Source organism: Xanthomonas sp. NCPPB 3570 (assembly GCF_056725115.1).
This window is the reverse complement of the sequence record NZ_CM161513.1, coordinates 3,212,377-3,233,664: the sequence shown is the minus strand read 5'-3', so window position 1 is coordinate 3,233,664 and position 21,288 is coordinate 3,212,377. Positions and strand designations below refer to the sequence as shown.

Below are 21,288 nucleotides of genomic sequence, written 5' to 3'. Positions count from 1 at the left end.
GCACGTGGAGTGCGATGCGCGTGGCTGAGCCGGCGGCAGCGACGACGCCGGATGCACGCCATGCGGTGGCCATTGTCGGCGGCGGTGCCGCCGGCTGCGCCACCGCGCTGGCGCTGGCCGCGCGTGGCATCGAGGACGTGGTCGTGGCCGACATGGGCCGCGCCGCGGGCTGGCGGCTGGGCGAGGCGCTGGCGCCGACCGCCAGCGCGGCGCTGCAGCGGCTGGGCGTGTGGGAGGCGTTCCTGGCGCAGCGGCCGCTGGCCTCGGCCGGCAGTTGCGCCAGTTGGGGCCGGCCGGAGCTGGGTTACAACGATTTCATCGTCGCCGGCCAGGGCAAGGGCTGGCACGTGGACCGCGCCGCCTTCGACGCGATGCTGGCCGCGGCGGTGCCGGTGCAGGGCGGCACCCTGCTGCGCGGCCTGCGCCTGGGCGCGGTCGGCCGCGCCGCCGATGGCGATCACGTGCTGGAGCTGCACGGCGCGCAGGGCGACGTGCGCCGGCTGCGCGCCGGGTTCCTGGTGGATGCCAGCGGCATCGCCGCCGCAGCCGTGCGGCGGTTGGGCGTTGCCCGCAACGAGGTGGACTGCCTGGCCTTCGTCGCCGGCGTGTTCGCGCTGGAGCAGGCCGAGGCGATTCCCTCGCAGGCCTTGCTGGAGGCCTGCGCCGACGGCTGGTGGTATGCGGCGAAGTTGCCGGACCAGCGCCTGATGCTGGCCCTGGCGCTGGAGCCGCGCCGGCAACGGCAGTACCTGGACCGCGACGTGTGGCTGGCGGCGGCGCAGCAGACCCGGCACGTTGCGCAATGGTTGGCGCAGGGCCAGGCACGTGCGCCCGAGGCCGATGGCCTGATCGCGGCGCTGGGGCCGTCGGCGATTCTCAGCCGCGTGGTGGGTGAGGACTGGCTGGCGGTGGGCGACGCGGCCAGCGCCTACGATCCGCTGACCGCCCACGGCATCGTCAAGGCCTTGCAGGACGGCGAGGCGGCCGCGCACGCGCTGGCGGCGCATCTGCAAGGTGCTGGCCCGGCACCGCTGGCGGCGTACCAGGACGGCGTGTTCGCGCGCTTCCGCGCCTACCTGCGCGAACGCGGGGCCTTGTATGCGCGCGAGCGGCGCTGGGCGCAGGCGCCGTTCTGGCAGGCGCGGCTGGCGGGGTGATGCGGTTGCGCTGAGGCGAGGCGCCTGGCCCGCCTAAGTGCGTCGGCATCGCGTCTTGCGCGCGATGGGAGAGGCAGGCACGCGCAGGCGTGACGTCCGCGATCCTTTCATCACGACGAAAGGCAATGCGCAGGAGCAGCTTCAGCCGCGACGGGCATGGCCGGTACCGCCGCGTCGCGGCTGGAGCCGCTCCTGCGGGATAGCGGTGGGACAGCGCCCTGGCGTGACGTGCAGTTCCGACACAGCGGGCTGCTCAATCGTCGCTGTTGCTGTCGCCGCGCGCCGGGCACGGCGTCGGCACGCCCAGCCGTTGCGCCAGGCGCCGCGCGTCGAACGGCGCGTGCACCTTCATGTCGTTGTCGAAATAGCAGTACACGTCGCGCCGCGCCCGAGCCGGGGCGCGTGGGCCGACCCGCTGTGCGTCGGCCGGCTCGCTGCCGCGGTGCCAGGCGTCGATGCGCCTGGCCCAGGCGTCGAGCGCCTTGTCGTCGTAGCCGCTGGCATAGAGCTGCGCATTGCCGTGCAGGCGCAGGTACAGGAAATCGGCGGTCACGTCTTCCAGATAGGGCCACTTGCCGGCGGTGTCGGCTTGCACCAGCGCCACCCGATGTTTCCGAAGCAATGCCACCGCCTCCGGCGTGGCGAAGCTGGGGTGGCGCACTTCCAGCGCATGGCGCAGGCGTCGGTTGCGGTCGATCCGCAGCACGCTGCGTTCGCTCATGCGCGCAGTGTCGCGCTTGCGCGCCAGCGCCAGGGCGGCCTCGCTGGTGCGCGGCAGCAGCGTCAGGAAGGCATCCAGCAGGTCGTGATCGAAGGCCAGCGACGGCGGCAGTTGCCACAGCAGCGGACCCAGCTTCGGGCCCAATGCGAGCAGGCCGGAGGCGAAGAAATTGGCCAGCGGCTGCTCGCAGTCGCGCAGCCGCTTCAGGTGGGTGACGAAGCGCGGCCCCTTGACCGCGAACACGAAGTCGCGCGGGGTGGCGTCATGCCAGGTGGCGTAGCTCTTGGGGGTCTGCAGCGAATAGAACGAGCCGTTGAGTTCCACCGAGCGGAAGCATCGCGCGGCATATTCCAGCTCCCGCCGCTGGGTCAGCTCGGACGGGTAGAAGACGCCGCGCCAGCGCGGGTAGCGCCAGCCGGAAATGCCGATGCGCAAAGCCATGCGCCGACCATGCCGTCGCTGTCGTGCAGTGCTCGTGCAGGCCGCGCCAAGGCGGCGTCGTGCCGACTCTCGCGTGCCGTCGGCCTCAGCCGGCGCGCATCCACGGCGGATCCAGCTGCGCGATGCGCGCGAACGCCGGGCAGTCTTCGCGGTGCGCGCCGGGCAGGTAGCCCAGGCTCATCAGGAACTCGCCGGTGATCTCGCCGCCGGTGAAGAGGAAGGTGCGCTTGAACAGCTTGATCCACTCGGCCTTGCTGCGCGGATGCTGTGCGTCCAACCACGCGGCGAAGCTGCCGTGGCTGGTCCGCAGCCCCTGGATCACCTGCGCGTTGTGGATCGCCGCCTGCACCTTGAGCCGGTTGCGGATGATGCCGGCATCGCCGAGCAGGCGCAGCACGTCGGCCTCGCCGAAGGCCGCCACCATATCCACGTCGAAGCCGGCGTAGGCGGCGCGGAAACCCGCGCGCTTCTTCAGCATCAGCTCCCAGCTCAGCCCGGCCTGGTTGATCTCCAGCACCAGCCGCTCGAACAGGTCGGCTTCGGCGCGTTGCGGCACGCCATACTCGTGGTCGTGGTAGTGGCCATGCACCGGATGGCCAGGGGCGATATCGCAATAGCTGCTCATGCGGCGGGTGTCCGTCAGTCGGTCTGGTCGTTGGGGTCGGCGGGGTACAGCTCGGTCCGCTGGGTGCCGGGCAGTTGCAGGTCGGGCCAGCGCCGCGGCAGCACTTGCAGCTTGCCGTCGCGCAGCGCCTGGTACAGCGCCTCGGCGTTGTCGCCACGACGCGGAAAGAAATGCGTCCGCGCCACGTCGCGCCAGCCGCTCCCCGGGTCGGTGTGGATGCGGCATTCGACGCCATAGCCGACGCTGGCATTGCACAGCAGCACCTCGTCGTGGCCATCGCCGTCCAGGTCGCGGCGCAGCGCTACGCAGTGCGCGTGCTCGCGCCGACAGTTGGCGTCCTCGATGCGCCCGGCCAGCAGCGCCTGCCACCACGCGGCGTCGGGATCGGCGCTGCCGGCGGCCAGCACGATGCGCTGGCGCACCTGCAGCGGATCGTCGCTGCGCGGCGTTTCGTCGTCCTCGTCGCCCCAGCGCTTCTGGCGCTGCAGCATCCGCTGCAGGCGCTCGCGCTGCACCGGATCGTCGGCGAACGCGGGCACCTCGCGCAGCGCCTGCACCGCGCGATAGCCACGGCGGCCGCTGTCGAAGCGCAGATAGGCCAGGTCCAGTTGCGCGGCGCTGGTGCGGCCATCGGCCAGGCGCTGCAGTTGGTCGCCGACGACCAGGCGGTAGGGGTCCAACAGCGGCGAACTGGTCGCCAGCGCCAGGCCGATCACCACCCACGACAATACCCGGTTCACCGGCGCCAGCGGCTGCAGCCAGCGCGCGCCCGGGCGCAGCACCGCCCAGGCATAGCCGCATGCGTAGCCGCAGGCGACCACCGCGACCAGCACGCCGGCAAAGCGCTCGGTACTCCAGCCGTACTGCGCGATGCGCAGCCACAGCGCGTACAGCGCCAGCCCTGCGTACAGCGGCAGGCTCAGCAGCCCGGCGTCGATCACCCGTTGCAGCCAGGCCGGGTAGGGCGCGTCGGCGGTGCCGTCCTGGTACACCGCATTGACGAACACCACCAGCGTGACCACCACGGCGGCCAGGATGCTGGCCGCCGCGCGGGTTTCCCACAGCGGCTGCAGGCCGGTGAACGGCAGGCTCAGCGCGAACAGCACCGCCACGAATGCCAGCAGCGGCAGCAGCCCGGTGCAGATCGCGAACAGGATCTGCCGCATCACCTGCACCGCGCGCTGCTGGGTGCGGCCGATCAGGATGCCCAGACCGAACATGGTGCCGGTGGCCAGGTAGACGAAGGCGGTCTGCCGAAACAGGTCGCGGAACAGGGTCAGCTTGACCAGCGCGAACAGCGCCCCCCACAGCCACAGCACCAGCCAGCAGATCCCCACGAACAGCAGCGCCAGCGCCAGGGTCAGCGCGTTCTGCCAGGCGTGCTCGAACAGGTCGCGGTACGGCGCCTGCCAGCGCCCGTGCTGCAGCCGGCACTGCAGCCACGGCAGCAGCACGAACATTGCCAGCGCCAGGGTCGCGCCGAACGGGCCCAGTACCTCGCTGGCGCGCAGGCCGGGCGCGCCGGTGGCGTTCCACACCGCCCAGGCGGAGAGGGCCGCCACCAGCACCGCCACAGCGATGGTGTGCTGCCACAGGCGCAGCGCGCCCAGGTGCCGCACCGACAGCAGGGTCATGGTCGGCACGGTCAACACCAGGGTGTACCAGCACACCTGTCCGCCCAGGGAGCCGAACGGCCACAGGCCGCTCTCGGCGCCGCGCTGCGCCAGGTACAGCAGCGCGCCCTGCAGCAGGGCCACCAGCACGATGAAGGCGCGGGTCTGGCGTGGCAGGTCGGGGGGCGTGTCCATGCGTGCGTGCTCCTGAGCGACCGGTCGCGGCCGCGGTCGGGCGGATTATGGCAGCCCGCCGCAGCCTGGGCAGCGCGCACGCGGGAGGGACGATAGAATGGGGCCATGTCCGCTTTGCCCACGCCTCTGGCCAACCAACTGCTGATCGCGCTGCCGGCGCTGTCCGATCCCAACTTCGCCCGCAGCGTGGCGCTGATCTGTCAGCACGACGAAAACGGCGCGATGGGCGTGGTGGTCAACCGCGCCTCCGAATACACCCTGGGCGAAGTGCTGGAGCAGATGGGCATCGAGACCATCGACGCCACGCTGCGCGAGCAGGTGGTGCTCAGCGGCGGCCCGGTGCATCCGGAGCGCGGCTTCGTCATCCACGACGGCGCGCACGGCTGGGATTCCAGCCTGGCCTTCGCCGACGGCCTGTACCTGACCACCTCGCGCGACGTACTCGAGGCGATGGCGCGCGGCGAAGGGCCGCGCAACGCGGTGGTCGCGCTGGGCTGCGCCGGCTGGGGCGCCGGCCAACTGGAGTACGAACTGGGCGAGAACAGCTGGCTGACCGCACCGGCCGATGCCGAGCTGCTGTTCGAGCTGCCGCTGGAGCGGCGCTGGCAGACCGCGGCCGGGCGCATCGGCGTGGACCTGTTCCGCCTCACCGACTACAGCGGGCATGCCTGAGTCCGGCCTGCCTGAGGCTGGTGCGCCGGCGCCCGCGACGATCCGCCGCGACGGCACCGTGCTCGGTTTCGACGTCGGCCACCGCCGCATCGGCGTGGCGGTCGGCAGCCCGTTCGGCACCGGCGCGCGCGCGCTGGCGGTGATCGACGTGCACGCGCAGGGGCCGGACTGGCCGGCGCTGGACCGTCTGCACGCCGAATGGCGGCCGCACGGCCTGGTGGTCGGCGATCCGCTCACCCTCGACGGTGCCGACCAGCCCAACCGCAAGCGTGCGCACGCCTTCGCGCGCGAACTCGGCACGCGCTACCGCCTGCCGGTGGTGCTGGTCGACGAGCGCTCCAGTTCGGTCGAGGCCGCGCAACGTTTCGCGGTCGACCGTGCCGCCGGCCGCAAGCGCCGCCGCGACGCCGCCGCGCTGGACGCGGTGGCCGCCGCGGTGATCGTGGAGCGCTGGCTGGCCGCGCCCGACGACGCCATTCCCCTTTCCTGATCCACAGCCCGGACCCGCCATGACTGATCCGCAACTCGATTCGAACGGGCGCCTGCGCCACCTGCTGACCCTGGAAGGGCTGCCGCGGGCGACCCTGCTGCAACTGCTGGACCGCGCCGGGCAGATCCGCGACGCGGCGGTGGGCCGGGTCGGCAAGCGCAGCGTGCTGGCCGGCACCGCGGTGTGCACGCTGTTCTTCGAACCGTCCACGCGCACCCGCAGTTCGTTCCACCTGGCCGCACAGCGGCTCGGCGCCGACGTGCTGAACTTCGACGCCTCCACCTCGTCCACACGCAAGGGCGAGACCGCGCGCGACACGCTGAAGAACCTGGAAGCGATGGGCGTGCGCGGCTTCGTCGTGCGTCACCCCGAGGACGGCGCGGTGGAGCGCCTGGCCGAGGCGGCGGGCGAGGGCACCGCGCTGATCAACGCCGGCGACGGCCGCAGCGCACATCCCACCCAGGGCCTGCTCGACATGCTGACCCTGCGCCACGCCAAGGGCGGCGATTTCTCCAAGCTCAAGCTGGTCATCGTCGGCGACGTCAAGCACTCGCGGGTGGCGCGCTCGGACCTGCACGCGCTGCGCACCCTCGGCGCCGGCGAAGTGCGCGTGTGCGGCCCGCGTGCGCTGCTGCCCGACGACGGCACCCTGGACGGCTGCGTGGTCGGCGAGGACTTCGATGCCATGCTCGACGGCGTGGACGCGGTGATGATGCTGCGGCTGCAGCGCGAGCGCATGGAGGAAGGCTTGGTGACCTCGCTGGAGGACTACCACGGCCAGTACGGCCTCACCGCCGAGCGGCTGCGCCGTGCGTCGAAGGACGCGGTGGTGCTGCATCCGGGGCCGATCAACCGTGGCGTGGAGATCACCGACGAGGTCGCCGACGGCGCGCAGTCGTGCATCCTGCGCCAGGTCGCCAACGGCGTGGCGGTGCGCATGGCGGTGCTGGAGACGCTGCTGGGCTGAGCCCGGCAAGTGTCTCCCCGCTGTCGTAGGAGCGGCTCTTGTCCCCTTTTCGGGGATCAGCCGCGACAGGCATTCCCGGTAAGGCCTGTCGCGGCTGAAGCCGCTCCTACCCCGTCCTGCCAGGCATCCGTTGCCGAAGGTGGCGATCGGCACATCCGCGCCATCCCGATTCGGCCTACCATCGGTAGCGATCCTCCCCACGGACGCCACCATGATCCTTGTCCTGCGCCGCGCTGCGTTCGCCGCGGCCTGTGTTTCCCTTGTTGTCGCCGCCCAGGCCGACGCCGCCACTGCTGCCACGGCTGCCGCGGACAGCGCCGGCACCTACGATCCGCAGGCGCTGTTCGCACCGCTGCAGTTGCCGCAGCCGGCCAACGCCTACCGCAGCGGCGGCGGCGTGCCCGGCCCGCAGTACTGGCAGAACCGCGCCGACTACGACCTGCACGCCACCCTGGAGCCGGCCACGCACACGCTGCGCGGCGAAGAAACCATCACCTACAGCAACCGCAGCCCGGACACCCTGGACGTGCTGTGGCTGCAGCTGGACCAGAACCTATACCGCGCCGATGCCCGTGCCCGTACCCTGCGCGCCGCGCGTGCCGACCGGCCAGCGCCGCAAAGCACCGACGGCTACCGCATCGCCAAGGTCGAACTGGAGCAGGGCGGCAAGCGCGTGCCGGCCACCTTCCTGATCGACGACACGCGCATGCGCGTGGACTTGCCGCAGCCGCTGGCCAGCGGCAAGGCGCTGAAGCTGCACATCGACTACGCCTACACCGTGCCCGGCACCTGGGGCGGCCGCACCGCGGTCACGCCCACCGCCGATGGCGACATCTACGAGATCGCACAGTGGTATCCGCGCATGGCGGTGTACGACGACCTGCGCGGCTGGGACACCCAGCCCTACCTGGGCGCGGAGTTCTACCTGGAGTACGGCGATTTCGACTACGCGGTGACGGTGCCGTGGGACTACCTGGTCGCCGGGTCCGGCGAACTGGCGAACCCGGCGCAGGTGCTCACCGCCACCCAGCGCCAGCGTCTGGCGCAGGCGGCCGCCAGCGACAGCACCGTGACCATCCGCGGCGCCGATGAGGTGGGCACGCCGGCCAGCCGGCCCAGCGCCAGCGGCACCCAGACCTGGCGCTTCCACATGGACCACACCCGCGACGTGGCCTTCGCCGCCTCGCCGGCCTTCGTCTGGGATGCGGCGCGGATCAACCTGCCCGAAGGCAAGCATGCGCTGGCGATGTCGGTGTATCCGCGCAGCGCGGTCGGCAGCGCCAAGTGGGGCCGCTCCACCGAGTTCGTGAAGGCCTCGATCGAGCACTTCTCGCAGTGGTATCCGTACCCGTGGCCGGCGGCGGTGAACCTGGGCGGCCACGGCGCCGGCATGGAGTACCCGGGCATCGTCTTCGACGACATGGAGGACGGCGGCAAGCAATTGTTCTGGATCACCGCGCATGAACTGGGCCACGGCTGGTTCCCGATGATCGTCGGCTCCAACGAGCGCCGCCACGCCTTCATGGACGAGGGCTTCAACACCTTCATCGACGTCTACGCCTCCGACGCGATCAACCATGGCGAATTCGCGCCCAAGCGCGATGGCGAGTACGCGCCCGGCGGCGGCAACCCGGTGGACGAGATCCTGCCGCTGCTGGCCGACGCGAAGGCGCCGACCCTGCTCGATCGCGCCGACGCCACCAGCGAGACCTACCGGCATCCGCTGACCTACTTCAAGGGCGCGCTGGGCCTGGTGCTGCTGCGCGAACAGATCCTCGGGCCGGCGCGCTTCGATCCGGCGTTCCGCAAGTACATCGCCACCTGGGCCTACAAGCACCCGACGCCGTCGGACTTCTTCCGGCTGATGGAGAGCGAATCGGGCGAGGACCTGAGCTGGTGGTGGCGCGGCTGGTATTTCAACAACTGGCAGCTGGACATGGGTGTGCGCGCGGCGGCCTACATCGATCACGATCCGGCCAAGGGCCTGCTGGTGACCCTGCGCAGCCGCCAGAAGCTGGTGATGCCGGCGACCCTGCGCATCGACTTCGCCGACGGCAGCCACCTCGACCAGCGCGTGCCGGTGGAGACCTGGATGCAGCAGACCCAACCGCAGATCCGTGTGCCGAGCACGCAGAAGGTGCTGCACGTGACCCTGGATCCGGACCACGTGCTGCCCGACGCCGACCGCAGCGACAACCGCCTCGATACGGTGAGCTGATCGCGCCGCGGCCATCCGCGCCGTCGTCGGCGTCGGATGGCCCGCGCAAACGTGCTGCGGCCGCAACATTCGCGGCCGCCCGCCATCGGCGCGCGCCTGTCCCTGTTCGCCGCGCCGTTGGTGTTGGCGGCGCGTGCGATGCGCGTGCGTTCGCCGTCGTTGCCGGCGGCGTGCGCCCACCGTGGCGCGCGTGCAGACGGCCTGTCTCCGCCTGTCGCTGTCTGTCTCCTGCGGACCGTGCGTGTCCGCTTGTCCTGTCCTGTGCGGCGAACGGAGCGTGGGATTCCATTTCGGCGTCGCGGCGATTGCGTGGGCCGCCGCGCGCATTCCAAGAATGCGCCGGCCCCCACGCCCCCGTGCCGGCGCATGCGCGTACTGCCATGCGGCCTGCACTCATCGCGACAGATGGGAGAGAGATCATGCAGCAGCAGTTCCGCAAGGGCGCATTGGCGCTCGCTCTGGCTTTGTGCGCCGCTCCGGCCTTCGCCGGCCCGGTCGGTTATGGGGCCAACACCACCGGCGGCGGCAGTGCCATCCCGGTCAACGTCGCCACGATGGAGGCGATGCAGGCGGCGATCGACAACTACGCCGGCTCCGGCGGCCTGGTGCTCAACTACACCGGCAGCTTCAACTTCGCCAGCATCACCGACGTGTGCACGCAATGGAAGCTGCCTGCCAAGACCGTGCAGATCAAGAACAAGCGCGACATCACCATCAAGGGCGCGAATGGCTCGTCGGCGAACTTCGGCGTGCGCGTGGTCGGCAACGCGCACAACGTCATCATCCGCAACATGACCATCGGCCTGCTGCCCGGCGGCGAGGATGCCGATTCGATCTCCCTGGAGGGCAATTCCAGCGGCCAGCCGTCCAACATCTGGGTGGACCACAACACCATCTTCGCCTCGCTGACCAAGTGTGCCGGCGCCGGCGACGCTTCCTTCGACGGCGGCATCGACATGAAGAAGGGCGTCAACCACGTCACCGTGTCCTACAACTACATCCACGATTACCAGAAGGTCGCGCTCAACGGCTACAGCGACAGCGACACCCAGAACGCCGCCGCGCGCACCACCTATCACCACAACCGCTTCGAGAACGTGGAATCGCGCCTGCCGCTGCAGCGGCGCGGCTTGAGCCACATCTACAACAACTACTTCAACAACGTCTTCACCTCCGGCATCAACGTGCGCATGGGCGGCGTGGCGCTGATCGAGGCCAACTACTTCGAGAACATCAAGAACCCGGTCACCTCGCGCGACAGCAGCGAAATCGGCTACTGGGACCTGATCAACAACTACGTCGGCAGCGGCATCACCTGGACCGTGCCGGAGAGCACCAGCAAGCCCTACGCCAACGCCACCACCTGGATTTCGTCCAAGACCTACCCGGAGCCGCTGGGCTATCTGTACACGGCGATTCCCGCCGCGCAGGTCAAGGCCAAGGTCATCGCCACCGCCGGTGCCGGCACCAATCTGGCCGAGTGAAACACACGGCCTCCGCTTGCCGTAGCGAGCGGAGGCCGTCGCTGGACGCGTCGTGAAGATGTCGTATTTGTGCCGTTTGCAGCATCTTATGCTTCTAACCGAAATCCCCAAATTGGTGCGTGGTTGTGGGGCGGTTGCACCGGAAGGCGCCAAATTTATCGTTGTTTCACATGAGTTTGACGCGATCAGCGGCTTTCGCTGTGCGCGCGCAGCATCGTGCACGCCATGGTCACGATGCTGAGGAGGTCCTGAAGAGTGTGCTTAGTTACGCATCAAGAACGGCACGCCGCCGCCGTTATTTGAAATGAGTACCCGCAGGTGACATCCCCGATGCGGTCGGGGCTGGAAGTGGTTTCGTCTTCCTCTCCGTCGCATTGCGTCGGGCCACAGGCCTGCCGCTGTCTTGCGCGATCCCGGTCGTGGCGCGGGCTCCTCTCCTTTCCTTACTTGGTGGCCCCTCATGATCGGATTCCTTCAGCGCTACAACGTCGGGACGCGGCTCGCGTCCGCCTTCGGCGTCCTCATCCTGCTGTCCTGTGCGCTCGTGGTCGCCGGCTTGCTGACGTTGAAACAGGCGCGCGAGATGATGGACACCATCGTCAATCGGCGCATGCAGATCCTCGATTACACCGGCGAGATGCGTAACGCCAGCGCGCAGGTGGCGGTCAACCTGCGCAACATCGTGCTGCCGACCACGCAGGAAGAGAACGAGCGGTTCGCCAAGGTCGTCGACCAGCAGCGCCGCTACTACGGCGAGATCCACGACAAGCTCTACGCGATTCCGGTCAGCGACGCCACCGGCGCGCAGATGCGCAAGGCCATCGACGACGCCTACGAACGGACCCGCCTCGCCAACCAGAAGGTCCTGGACCTGGGCATGGCCAACAAGGCCGATGAGGCATTGAAAGTGCTGATGACGGAGGCCGGGCCGGCGACCCAGCAGTGGCAGGAGGCGATCAACACCTATGCCAACCGGCAGCGCACGCGGGGCGCGCAGGCCTACGCCAGCGCCAACGTGGCGATGGACCGCGGCCGCAGCCTGCTGGTGACCGGCGGCGTCCTCGTGGTGCTGGTCAGCGGCCTGCTGGCGTGGCTGATCACCCGCAGCCTGACCGTGCCGCTGACCCGCGCCACGCGCGTCGCCGAGGCCATCGCCAGCGGCAAGCTGGACAACGATGTGCGCACCGATGCCCGCGATGAGACCGGGCGTCTGCTGGTCGCGATGCAGGGCATGCAGCAGCAGGTCAGCAACCTGATCGGCGCGCAGCTGGAGATGGCCAAGCGCCACGATGCCGGCGAGGTCAGCCACCGCATCGAAGCGCAGGCGTTCCCCGGCGACTACGGCCGCATGGCCGCCGAGACCAACGCGCTGGTGGCCTCGCACCTGGCGGTGAAGACGCGCCTGGCGCAGATCATGGGCCGCTACGCGATCGGCGACCTGTCGCAGGACATGGATCGCTTGCCGGGCGAGGAAGCGGTGCTGAGCCAGACCATGGACGAGGTCAAGGCCAACCTGTCGGCGATGAACGGGCAGATCAAGCAACTGGCGACCTCCGCCGCCGATGGCGATTTCAGCGCACGCGGCGACGCCGAACGCTTCCAGTACGACTTTCGGGTGATGGTGGAGAGCCTGAACCAGCTGATGGCCACCGCCGACGGCAACCTGCAGGCGCTGTCGGCCTTGCTGCAGTCCATCGCCGCGGGCGACCTGACCGCGCGCATGCACGGCGACTTCCGCGGCGTGTTCGCGCAGATGCGCGACGACGCCAACGCCACCGCCGAACAGCTGGCTGGCATCGTCGGCCGCATCAAGCATTCGGCGGTATCGATCAATGCCGCGGCCACCGAGATCGCTGCCGGCAACGACGACCTGTCGCGCCGCACCGAACAGCAGGCCGCCAGCCTGGAAGAAACCGCAGCCTCCATGGAGGAGTTGACCTCCACGGTGCGCCAGAACGCCGAGCATGCCCGCCAGGCCAACCAGTTGGCGGTGGGCGCCGCCTCGGTCGCCTCGCAGGGCGGGGCGGTGGTCGGCCAGGTGGTGACCACCATGAGCGGGATCGAGGATGCGTCGCGGCGCATCGCCGACATCATCTCGGTGATCGACGGCATCGCCTTCCAGACCAACATCCTGGCCTTGAACGCCGCGGTGGAAGCGGCGCGCGCCGGCGACCAGGGCCGTGGCTTCGCCGTCGTCGCCAGCGAGGTGCGCACCCTGGCGCAACGCTCGGCCAGCGCCGCCAAGGAGATCAAGGGTCTGATCGACGACTCGGTGAGCCGTGTCGCCGAGGGCTCGGCGCTGGTCGACCAGGCCGGCAAGACCATGACCGAGATCGTGAGCTCGGTGCAGCGCGTCACCGACATCATGGGCGAGATTTCCGCGGCTTCGCAGGAGCAATCCGCCGGCATCGAGCAGGTCAACCAGACCGTGACGCAGATGGACGAGAGCACCCAGCAGAACGCGGCATTGGTCGAAGAGGCCAGTGCGGCGGCGCGCTCGATGGAACAGCAGGCGGTGGAACTGAGCCAGGCCGTGGCGCTGTTCAAGCTGGACGCCTCGGCGGCCACGCCGGTGGTCCAGGCGCCGCGTCAGCACACCGCCCCGACGCCCGCAGGCAAGCGCAGCGTCGGTCCGGCAGTCGTGAAGGCCTTGCCGCCACGACGTGCGGCGCAGCCGGCAGCGGCGATGGCGCTGGACAAGGACTGGCAGGAGTTCTGAGCCGCACGAGGTTGTGTCATCGGGCGGGCGGCGCAGTGCGCGCCGCTCGCTCTGTCGAAGGCCGGCGGCCCTGGTGCCGCCGGCGTCGTATCCGGTCGATCCGGGCGCCGCGCGCGGCAGCCGAGCGACCGCACCCTGGTCGATGCGGCGACTGGCCGGAGGGCGTCGCCACCGCGCGCCTCTGCGCCGTGCATCGCCGTCACGTTGCTTCCCTGTGCAGGTGCGCGCGCGTAGACCGCTCCACGCGTCGCCGTCATCCGTGCATCCATCGCGCGTCACCGTCGACGTGCCTCCATGTCGCGCACGCGCCGAGCGCCGTCGCGCAACTCATCGTCTCCGACCGGTGCGGCAATGCGAACGCGATCGCATTCTTCGCCTGTGCCGCGCACCCTGATGGCGGCGTGCGCCATCGGATCGCTCCATTTTCCATTGGCCGCGCGCGTGTGCTGCATGCAAACGTCATGCCGCTTGTTGCAATAAAAAATGCACACGCCTTTCACGCAAAACCGCCGGTCCGCGCGTCGCGCGCATGGGCTCTCCACACCCCTGTCATATGCCTGAGGGTGTTCAATAAATTGTCTGCAATCGCCTCTCAAGTCCCGCCACAAGGGGCCGTTACATCGCCCGCACATCGAGCGGGGTGCGTCATCAAGCGTTTGATTCCAAACGTTTTTTCACGGTTTCTTCATCCTCGCTCGATGCGGGCGCGCACAACGGCCATCGCGTCGTCGTGCGTGATCCGGGGCGATCCCATCGCCTCTTTCATTCCCCCAGACAGGCCACTCCATGATTGCATTCCTTCAGCGCTACAACGTTGGCGCTCGGCTCGCCACCGCGTTCGGCCTCCTCATCCTGCTGTCCTCGGCACTGGTCGTTGCCGGGCTGCTGACCTTGGTCCAAGCGCGCGAGCGGCTGGACGGCATCGTCCAACGCAACATCGCCGCCATCCGTGCTTCCAGCGAGATGCTCAACGCGAGCTCGGCCGTCGCGATCAATGTCCGCAACATCGTGCTGCCGACCTCCCAGGAGGACAACATCCGCTTCGCCAAGGTCATCACCGAGCAGCGCGCGCGCTATCAGGCGGCACGCAATCGGGCGGGTGCCATTCCCAGCGGTGCGCAGAGCCAGGCCGTGCTGGAGGAGGTCGATCGCGCCCGCGCGCTGACCGTGGACGTCAACAACCGCGTCATCGACCTGGGCATGCACTACAAGCCGGATGAGGCACTGGCCCTGCTGATGGGGAAGTCGGCGCCGCTGACACAGAAATGGCAGGACGCGATCGGCCGCTACGCCGATCTGCAGGCCACCCGCAGCAACGAGGCCTATGCGGCCGCAACGGCGGCGATGGCGCGTGGGCGCGCCATGCTCATCGCCGGCGGCCTGGCGGTGGTGCTGGTCAGCAGTGTGCTGGCCTGGCTGATCACCCGCAGCCTGACCGTGCCGCTGAATCGCGCCACCCGTGCCGCCGAGGCCATCGCAGCCGGCCGCCTGGACAACGACGTGGCCACCGACGCACGCGACGAACCTGGCCGCCTGCTGCTCGCGATGGGCGGAATGCAGACCCAGTTGCAGCGCTTCTCCCGCGAAACCGCGTTGATGATCGAACTGCATGCGGACAAGGACATCAGCCACCGCATGCCGCAGGACTTCCCGGGTGTGTACGGCGAGCTGAGCAAGGGCATCAATACCATGATGTTCGAGCACCTGGACGCCATCGTCGATGCCATCGCCGTCCTCAACGAATACGCCAACGGCGACCTGCGCCGCGACGCGCGTCGCCTGCCCGGCAGCCGCGCGGTGCTGCACGAGTCGATGGACGCGGCCAAGGCCAGCCTGCTGGCGATCAATACCGAGATCAAGCGCCTGGCCGCGTCGGCCGCGGCCGGCGACTTCAGCACGCGCGGCGATGCCACGCACTTCCAGCACGATTTCCGGCTGATGGTGCAGGACCTCAACGCGATGATGGAGGTCAGCGATCGCAATCTCGGAAAGCTGTCGGCGCTGCTGCAGGCCATCGCCGCCGGCGATCTCACCGCGCGCATGCACGGCGAGTTCCACGGGGTGTTCGCGCGGATGCGCGACGACGCCAACGCCACTGCCGACCAGTTGACCGGCATCGTCGGCCGCATCCAGACCGCCGCGGTCAGCATCAATGCCGCGGCCACCGAGATCGCCACCGGCAACGACGACCTGTCGCGCCGCACCGAGCAGCAGGCTGCCAGCCTCGAAGAGACTGCAGCCTCGATGGAAGAGTTGACCTCCACAGTCAAGCAGAACGCCGAGCACGCGCGCCAGGCCAACCAGCTCGCCAGCGGCGCGGCCTCGGTGGCCTCGCAGGGCGGCGTGGTGGTGGGCCAGGTGGTCGAGACCATGAGCGGCATCGAGGCGTCCTCGAAGAAGATCGCCGACATCATCGGCGTCATCGACGGCATCGCCTTCCAGACCAATATCCTGGCGCTCAACGCTGCGGTGGAAGCGGCGCGTGCCGGCGAGCAGGGCCGCGGTTTTGCGGTGGTCGCCAGCGAAGTGCGCACCCTGGCGCAGCGCTCGGCCAACGCCGCCAAGGAGATCAAGACGCTGATCGACGACTCGGTGACCCGCGTCGCCGAGGGCTCGGCGCTGGTCGATCGCGCCGGCAGCACCATGCAGGAGATCGTGGCCTCGGTGCAGCGCGTCACCGACATCATGGGCGAGATCTCCGCGGCCTCGCAGGAACAGTCGGCCGGCATCGAGCAGGTCAACCAGACCGTCACCCAGATGGACGAAAGCACGCAGCAGAATGCGGCGCTGGTGGAAGAAGCCACCGCGGCCGCGCGTTCGATGGAGCAGCAATCGGTGGAGCTGACCCAGGCTGTGGCGCTGTTCAAGCTGGAGGGCACACCCGTTGCTGCGCCGTCGCCAGCACCGGTGCAGGCGCGTGCCAGGACTGTCGTGCCGACAGCCACCCGCAGCCCGCGCCCGCTGGCCGCGGCCGCACCGGCACGACGCGCGCCGGCGTTCGCCGCGGCGGTGGCGCTGGACAAGGACTGGCAGGAGTTCTGAGCCTGTCAGCCTGGCATTGCTGAGTTGCAGCGTGCGTGACCCCCTCCGATAGAAGGGGGTCACGCCGTGCGAACGCTGTGGGGCGGTAACCCCAAGTGCGTGAAATCACTTTCCTTCGCTGCAGGACGCAGCAAAGACACACATGTCAGCTTACTTGGGCGCCGTGCCCCGCGGAGTGCTGATCACGTAGGACGTGATGTACTGGCCATTGGAGTCATAGACCACCACGATGGTGGTGTTGGCATCGCGGTAGACCACGGTGGCGTTGCACGGGCAGCTGGCCGCGGCGGTCACCATGCCCAGCGGCTGGTTCTTCGCGTCGTTGACCGCGATCATCTGCTCCTCGGCGGCGCTGCCGATCGGCAGCCGCGTGTCGGTGCCGGGCGTAGCGCTCAGCACCGTGATGACCTCGTCCTGCAGCGAGTTGATCTGCACGAAGCGCAGGCCGGCCTTCTCGAACGTGTAGACCTTGAACAGCGGCGACAGGCTGACGTTCTGCTTGCCGATGGGCAGGCGTTCGCCCATGCCCTGGATCGCGTCGGCGGCGTTGAGCGGCGCGCGCTGGGCGGCCTGCAGGCAGGGCGCGGCCAGCGCAGCCGCCAGTACGGTGAGGGTCAGCAGCGGTTTGATCATGGTGTCTCTCCTTGTCTGGAAGTACGGACCTGTACGCCATGGGACGAGCGACAGCCGTGGTCCTTTCCGGCCGGAGCGCCCGCAACGGGCCGTCTCCCGGTCCGTCGTCGCCTGCCGTCCTCCCGGCTCCGCGTTCGCCCTCATCGGCTGGTGCGGAAACAGGAGACTTTGCAGGCGTATAGTTCAGTATTTCTGACGTTAGTATTGCTGTCAACAAGCAAAATCAACCGTATGGGCGGAAATGACGTTGGCATCGGATGTAAGGTGATTCCGTACATTGGCAGGGTTGGGCCGTTCCGCCGTGTCGTTTGCAGGGAAAGGCGGCCGTCGGCATCCCCGCGCGATGTTGCTGGCAACCGCGTGCGCGGATCCGCGCTGCGTTGCAGCAGCCATCCCGCTGCGGCGCGCCGATCCGCGGCCGCAAGCGGCCAAACGCGTGCGCAGCCGCACGTCGTCGCCGTCAGCCTGTATCGTGTCGCGTTTTCCGCACCCGACCTAGCCGATGCCGCATCCGTCCGCGCCTGTCCCGCCTGCCGCCGCTCCCGCTCTGCGCCATGCGCTGAAACCACGGCAACTGATCATGATGGGCTTGGGCAGCGCGATCGGCGCCGGCCTGTTCCTGGGCTCCGGCGTCGGCGTGCACGCGGCGGGCCCCGCGGTGCTCGTTTCCTACCTGGTCGCTGGCGCGCTGGTGATCATCGTGATGAACGCGCTGGGCGAGATGGCCGCGGCCAAGCCGGCCAGCGGTGCGTTCTCGGTCTATGCCGCCGACGCGATGGGGCCGACCGCCGGCGCCACCGTGGGCTGGCTGTGGTGGCTGCAACTGGTGATCGTGATCGCCGCCGAGGCGGTGGGCGCGGCCGGCCTGCTGGCGACCGTGTGGCCGGGTTTGCCGGTGCCGGCGGCCGCAATCGCGTTCATGGCCGCGTTCACCGCGATCAACCTGCTGGGCGTGCGCAACTTCGGCGAGTTCGAATTCTGGTTCGCCATCCTCAAGGTGGCGGCGATCGTCGGTTTCATCCTGGTCGGCATCGCCTTGCTGGCCGGCTGGCTGCCTGGTGTTCCCTCGCCGGGCCTGTCCAAAGTCACCGGCAACGGCGGCTTCGCGCCGAAGGGCCTGGCCGGCATCGGCGCGGCGCTGCTGGTGGTGGTGTTCGCCTTCGGCGGCACCGAGATCGTGGCGGTGGCCGCGGCCGAGACCGCCGACCCGGAGCGCAGCATCGCCCGTGCCATCCGTACCGTCGCCTGGCGCATCCTGGTGTTCTACATCGGCTCGCTGAGCGTGATCATCGCGGTGGTGCCATGGCAGAGCAAGGCGCTGAGTTCGCCGTTCGCCGCGGTGCTGCAGGTGGCCAACATCCCCGGCGCCGCCACCGGCATCACCCTGATCGCGGTGATCGCGTTGCTGTCGGCGCTCAACGCCAATCTGTACGGCGCTTCGCGGATGATCTTCTCGCTGGCCCAGCGCGGCGAAGCGCCGCGCGCGCTGGCCGCGTCCAGTCGTCAGCAGGTGCCGTGGCTGGCGGTGCTGGCCAGCGTGCTGTTCGGCTTCGTCGCCGCGGTGCTGGAGCTGCTGTATCCCAACCGGGTGCTGCCGGTGCTGCTGAACATCGTCGGCGCCACCTGCCTGCTGGTGTGGACGATCTCGCTGCTGTCGCAGCTGATCCTGCGCGCGCGCGCCGACCGCGCCGGCACCCGACTGCCGTTCCGCATGCGCGGCTACCCGCTGCTCACCGTGCTGGCGCTGGCGATCCTGGCGCTGATCTTCGGCCTGCTGGTGGCCTCGCCGGACACCCGCACGCAGTTCCTGTCGATGGCGGCCCTGACCGCGGTGATCGCCGTGGTCAGCGGGGTGGCGCGGCGGCTGCGCGCGGGGTAGGGCGCGCGCTCCAGCGGTGGCGGCATGCCGTTGTGGGAGGGACTTCAGTCCCGGCGCGTGAGGGTGTCGGACGGCGTTGGGCTTCTCGCGTCGCGACTGAAGTCGCTCCCACAGGGGGCTTTGCGCGCGTCATGTGTACGCCGTAGCGGCGGCGCTTGTCGCTTTTCATGGAGCAACCGCGGCAGGTGTCCGCGGTAAGGCCTTGTCGCGGCTGAAGCCGCTCCTACAGGGGAATTCTGCGAGCTGTCCGATGCCCGCGTAGTAGCGGCTTCAGCCGCGACGCGCTGCGATGGAAGACACCGCGACCGATCCGCGATCGCTGCAGGCGGAGCCTGGGCGCCCATCCCGCGGGCTTGACCGCCATGGGCGATCCACGACGCGCACGCGCGCTCCTCAGCCCAGCAGCAGGCGCGCGCCCAGCGCGCACAGCAGCGCCGGCGGCATCACCAGCGCGCCGACCTTGAGGAAGCGCCAGAAGCCCACGTCCTCGCCTTCGCGGCGGATCGCGGTCAGCCACAGGATGGTCGCCAGCGAACCGGTGATCGACAGGTTCGGACCCAGGTCCACGCCGATCAGCAGCGCATCCACCACCAGCTGCGGCGGTTGCGCCTGGGCGACGGTGGTGCTGGCGATCAGGCCGGCCGGCAGGTTGTTCATCAGGTTCGAGCCGAACGCCAGCAGGGTGCCGGCGACGCCGGCGGTGGCCTGCGGCGAGTGCGCGGCAGCGTCGGCCAGGGTGCGCGCGAGCAGGCCGATCACGCCGGTGCGCGACAGCGCCTCCACCAGCACGAACAGGCCGGCCACCAGCGGCAGCACCGACCACGACACCGCCTTGGCCATCGGCAGCGGCGACTGCCGGCCGCCCAGGCAGACCACGCCCAGCGTGGCCAGGCCGGCCAGGCAGGTCGGCAGGCCCAGGTCCAGGCCCAGCGCGGAGACGCCGACCAGCAGCACCGCGGTGGCGAGGATGCCGACCAGGGCGAAGGTGCCGCCGCGGGTCAGCGGCACCGTGTCCACGCGCGCGGCGCAATGGCCGGTCAGGTCCTTGCGCTCGGCCCAGCGCAGCATCACGAAGGTCACCCCGATCGCCAGCAGCGACGGCAGCGCGAACGCGGCCATCCACGCGCCCAGGGTCGGCATCTTGCCGCCGTACAGCACCAGGTTGGCCGGGTTGGAGATCGGCAACACGAAGCTGGCGGCGTTGGCGATCAGCGCGCAGGCGAACAGCAGCGGCAGCGGCTTGGCGCCGGCCTTGCGCGCGGCCGCGTACACCGCCGGGGTCAGCACCACCGCGGTGGCGTCGTTGGACAGGAACGCGGTGACCACGATGCCGACGCCGAACACCAGGGCGAACAGGCGCTGGGTCGAGCCTTTGGCCAGGTTCACCGCATGCATCGCCACCCAGTCGAACAGGCCTTCGGCGCGCGCGGTCTCCGACAGCAGCATCATGCCGATCAGGAACAGGTACACGTCCAGGCCCTTGAGCACCGCCTGCCACGCCTCGCCGCCGGGCATCAGCCCCAGCGCCATCAGCAGCAGCGCGCCGCCCACCGCCCAGCACGCCTCGGGCAGCTTGAACGGTCGCGCGATCACGCCGGCCGTGGCCAGTGCGCAGATGCTCCAGGTGGCGAGATTGGCGGTAAGCGCGAAGGGCATGCTCATGCCGCCGCTGCCGTGGCACGGGCGCCGAGGCGCGCGCGCGAACAGGCCGCTGGGGCGAGGCAGGGGAGGGCGATGGGGGAGGGCACGGGCATGGGGCGTCGGGCAGCGCAGTCCGAGGGGCGTGCAGGATAGCAGCGGGGCAGGTGCAGGCCGGGCCGACATGGGCGCTCCGGCGCCCGCGGTTTAGCTTGCGTAGACATGCGTCGCGGGGCTGTCCGCACATCCCTGCACGCCAGGGCCGCGCGGCACCGCGGTGCCGCTACCCCAGATGGCGTGCGATCCACCCTTGCACGAACGCCACCGGTCCGGTCCGTGGCGGCGGCGTCAGCCCGGCGCTGCGCACGAAGCCGGTGGCGGCCTGGGCCAGTGCCTGGTTGGCGCGACGCACGGCCTGCTGCGCGGCCGCCTGCTGCTGGCGCAACTGCACCAGGTGCAGCGACGGCCGTCCGGGCGGGGCGAACTTCTGGTCGCGACGCAGCGCATCGGCGGACAGGCGGCTGGCCTGCGCGGCCTGGTGCAGGGCGTCCAGTGCGTCCAGCACCTGCAACAGCCAGCGTCCGCTGTCGCTGAGCTGCAGGGGAGAGGCATCGTGGTCGCATGCCGGCAGCAGCAGCGGTGGAATCGCCGCACCGGGGATCGTCGCCGCCCCTGCATCCAGGGCGCGCAGGCGGGCGTGGAAGGCGGTCTGCGATGCGGAAGGAATGGTCGCCATGCCGGCCCTGTGCGCGAAAGCGCGGACTGTACGCGCTTTGGCGCATCGCCGACAGGTG

General features: G+C 69.8%; 16 protein-coding genes. 9 read left to right on the top strand and 7 right to left on the bottom strand.

The window, feature by feature from the left end:
* The first annotated feature begins 14 nt into the window (after positions 1-14).
* A complete protein-coding gene (locus AC1PLR_RS14125; RefSeq protein WP_481101388.1) occupies positions 15-1,157 on the top strand; it encodes an FAD-dependent monooxygenase in 1,143 nt (380 codons plus the stop codon).
* Positions 1,158-1,410: 253 nt separating this feature from the next.
* Here AC1PLR_RS14125 and AC1PLR_RS14120 read toward each other — a convergent pair whose 3' ends face one another.
* The 3 genes from AC1PLR_RS14120 to AC1PLR_RS14110 all read right to left on the bottom strand — a co-directional run bounded on the left by AC1PLR_RS14120 (position 1,411) and on the right by AC1PLR_RS14110 (position 4,752).
* Positions 1,411-2,319 (bottom strand): DUF72 domain-containing protein, encoded by a 909-nt coding sequence (locus AC1PLR_RS14120; protein WP_481101387.1) that lies wholly within the window; start codon positions 2,317-2,319, stop codon positions 1,411-1,413.
* 85 nt (positions 2,320-2,404) lie between these two features.
* On the bottom strand, positions 2,405-2,944 hold the full coding sequence (locus AC1PLR_RS14115) for a DNA-3-methyladenine glycosylase I (protein WP_481101386.1): 540 nt from the start codon (positions 2,942-2,944) through the stop codon (positions 2,405-2,407).
* A gap of 14 nt (positions 2,945-2,958) precedes the next feature.
* The gene (locus AC1PLR_RS14110) at positions 2,959-4,752 is read right to left on the bottom strand and encodes a DUF4153 domain-containing protein (protein ID WP_481101385.1); all 1,794 of its coding nucleotides are present in this window, start codon (positions 4,750-4,752) and stop codon (positions 2,959-2,961) included.
* 105 nt (positions 4,753-4,857) lie between these two features.
* Here AC1PLR_RS14110 and AC1PLR_RS14105 point away from each other — a divergent pair, with 105 nt between their 5' ends.
* From AC1PLR_RS14105 to AC1PLR_RS14080, 6 genes are all read left to right on the top strand, one after another.
* On the top strand, positions 4,858-5,424 hold the full coding sequence (locus AC1PLR_RS14105; protein WP_010344126.1) for a YqgE/AlgH family protein: 567 nt from the start codon (positions 4,858-4,860) through the stop codon (positions 5,422-5,424).
* A 7-nt stretch (positions 5,425-5,431) separates the two neighbouring features.
* Positions 5,432-5,914, top strand: a complete 483-nt coding sequence (gene ruvX, locus AC1PLR_RS14100; protein WP_481071061.1) for a Holliday junction resolvase RuvX — start codon at positions 5,432-5,434, stop codon at positions 5,912-5,914.
* Between the two features lie 19 nt (positions 5,915-5,933).
* A complete protein-coding gene (locus AC1PLR_RS14095) occupies positions 5,934-6,881 on the top strand; it encodes an aspartate carbamoyltransferase catalytic subunit (RefSeq protein ID WP_481101384.1) in 948 nt (315 codons plus the stop codon).
* Positions 6,882-7,092: 211 nt separating this feature from the next.
* Positions 7,093-9,099 (top strand): M1 family metallopeptidase, encoded by a 2,007-nt coding sequence (locus AC1PLR_RS14090; RefSeq protein WP_481101383.1) that lies wholly within the window; start codon positions 7,093-7,095, stop codon positions 9,097-9,099.
* 419 nt (positions 9,100-9,518) lie between these two features.
* On the top strand, positions 9,519-10,583 hold the full coding sequence (locus AC1PLR_RS14085) for a pectate lyase family protein (RefSeq protein WP_019799374.1): 1,065 nt from the start codon (positions 9,519-9,521) through the stop codon (positions 10,581-10,583).
* 460 nt (positions 10,584-11,043) lie between these two features.
* Positions 11,044-13,302 (top strand): methyl-accepting chemotaxis protein, encoded by a 2,259-nt coding sequence (locus AC1PLR_RS14080; protein WP_481101382.1) that lies wholly within the window; start codon positions 11,044-11,046, stop codon positions 13,300-13,302.
* Between the two features lie 275 nt (positions 13,303-13,577).
* Here AC1PLR_RS14080 and AC1PLR_RS14075 read toward each other — a convergent pair whose 3' ends face one another.
* Complete coding sequence (locus tag AC1PLR_RS14075) at positions 13,578-13,754, bottom strand: hypothetical protein (RefSeq protein ID WP_481101381.1); 177 nt, start codon at positions 13,752-13,754, stop codon at positions 13,578-13,580.
* 334 nt (positions 13,755-14,088) lie between these two features.
* Here AC1PLR_RS14075 and AC1PLR_RS14070 point away from each other — a divergent pair, with 334 nt between their 5' ends.
* Positions 14,089-16,344, top strand: coding sequence for a methyl-accepting chemotaxis protein (locus tag AC1PLR_RS14070; RefSeq protein WP_481101380.1), 2,256 nt, complete (start codon positions 14,089-14,091; stop codon positions 16,342-16,344).
* Positions 16,345-16,494: 150 nt separating this feature from the next.
* Here AC1PLR_RS14070 and AC1PLR_RS14065 read toward each other — a convergent pair whose 3' ends face one another.
* Complete coding sequence (locus tag AC1PLR_RS14065; protein WP_019801155.1) at positions 16,495-16,977, bottom strand: hypothetical protein; 483 nt, start codon at positions 16,975-16,977, stop codon at positions 16,495-16,497.
* 502 nt (positions 16,978-17,479) lie between these two features.
* On the opposite strand from AC1PLR_RS14065, the gene AC1PLR_RS14060 reads away from it, so the two are divergent.
* Positions 17,480-18,856 carry an amino acid permease gene (locus AC1PLR_RS14060; RefSeq protein ID WP_481101379.1) on the top strand — a complete coding sequence of 459 codons (1,377 nt, stop codon included), beginning with the start codon at positions 17,480-17,482 and terminating at the stop codon, positions 18,854-18,856.
* Between the two features lie 393 nt (positions 18,857-19,249).
* On the opposite strand, the gene AC1PLR_RS14055 is transcribed toward AC1PLR_RS14060, so the two are convergent.
* Positions 19,250-20,518 carry an arsenic transporter gene (locus AC1PLR_RS14055; protein ID WP_481101378.1) on the bottom strand — a complete coding sequence of 423 codons (1,269 nt, stop codon included), beginning with the start codon at positions 20,516-20,518 and terminating at the stop codon, positions 19,250-19,252.
* Positions 20,519-20,777: 259 nt separating this feature from the next.
* The gene (locus AC1PLR_RS14050; protein WP_420009384.1) at positions 20,778-21,230 is read right to left on the bottom strand and encodes a hypothetical protein; all 453 of its coding nucleotides are present in this window, start codon (positions 21,228-21,230) and stop codon (positions 20,778-20,780) included.
* Positions 21,231-21,288 lie beyond the last annotated feature (58 nt).